The sequence below is a fragment of the Leptolyngbya sp. CCY15150 genome, assembly GCF_016888135.1.
GTDB lineage: Bacteria > Cyanobacteriota > Cyanobacteriia > RECH01 > RECH01 > RECH01.
In genome coordinates this window covers 1-920 of sequence record NZ_JACSWB010000051.1, presented here as the reverse complement: position 1 = coordinate 920, position 920 = coordinate 1, and the positions used below count along the sequence as shown (strand labels likewise).

General features: G+C 52.3%; 1 protein-coding gene. It reads right to left on the bottom strand.

Annotated elements, in window-relative coordinates; all coding sequences use genetic code 11:
- Positions 1-75: 75 nt before the first annotated feature.
- Positions 76-819 carry a hypothetical protein gene (locus tag JUJ53_RS00230; protein ID WP_204149998.1) on the bottom strand — a complete coding sequence of 248 codons (744 nt, stop codon included), beginning with the start codon at positions 817-819 and terminating at the stop codon, positions 76-78.
- Positions 820-920 lie beyond the last annotated feature (101 nt).

Sequence of the window (920 nt, the reverse complement as noted above, 5' to 3'; positions counted from 1 at the left end):
TTGACATGCTAACGACATCAGTCCGGTTACTCATCTACTATCTCAAGCATCGTCAGATTCCAGTATTCGCTTAAATCATTCTCTACTGCGCAACGCCAAAAATTCCTCTTCAATTTGAAACCGCTCGCTGTATTCTTGGAAGGTTTTGAGACTAGTGACTCGGTCGGAGGCGACCATCCACACTTGCCTTGAGAGAGCATCACGGGCTAGAGCAAGGTGCAAACCGCTGAGAGATTTCGTTTTGTTCAAGCTCACTCCCTGCAACAGAATGACCTCTCCCAGGTCTAGATGATAGTGATTCAGCCGCTTCCAGCCCTTGCCGGGACGGTAGATCCAACTGTTGCTTTTGATGCGGATCCGAAAGTGCCACCCAAGCTCGTCCCGGAGATACCGCATCAGTCGGGTATCGACAAAGCCTCGGTCGGCCAGAAAACAGACACAGGTGCCCGCAGGTAGAAGCCCCACTGCCCGTTTCAACATCTGTTGGTAAACCTCAAACCTCACGCTGCTACTACGATGGCGCATCACACGCCACACCAAAGGAACCGCACGTCCGCGATATTGCACCGAAAGCCGAACTAGGCAAAATTCGTCCCACAGCATCGAGGTGTCCTCAATCAAGGTGATCGCCGATCCTCCCCACGAAGCCAGTGCTTGGCGAATCAGAACGCTGTAGAGCTTCTGGGGGTTGATGCGAGGATTGTGCAGCCAACGGCTAAAGCGTCGTTGATGGCTTTGAGCCAACACGGTGCGGCTACGGATGTAGACTCGCCATTTCGTCAGGTTAATGCACTCACTACACACCAGACCAATCACCATCCAGTAAGGTGTGAAGATGCCGTTGGTCGGCCCAGGGAATAGATTGACCCAACAGGGTTTGCAGTTGATGATGTAAGCGGGAGGTTCTCATCGGTTTATGT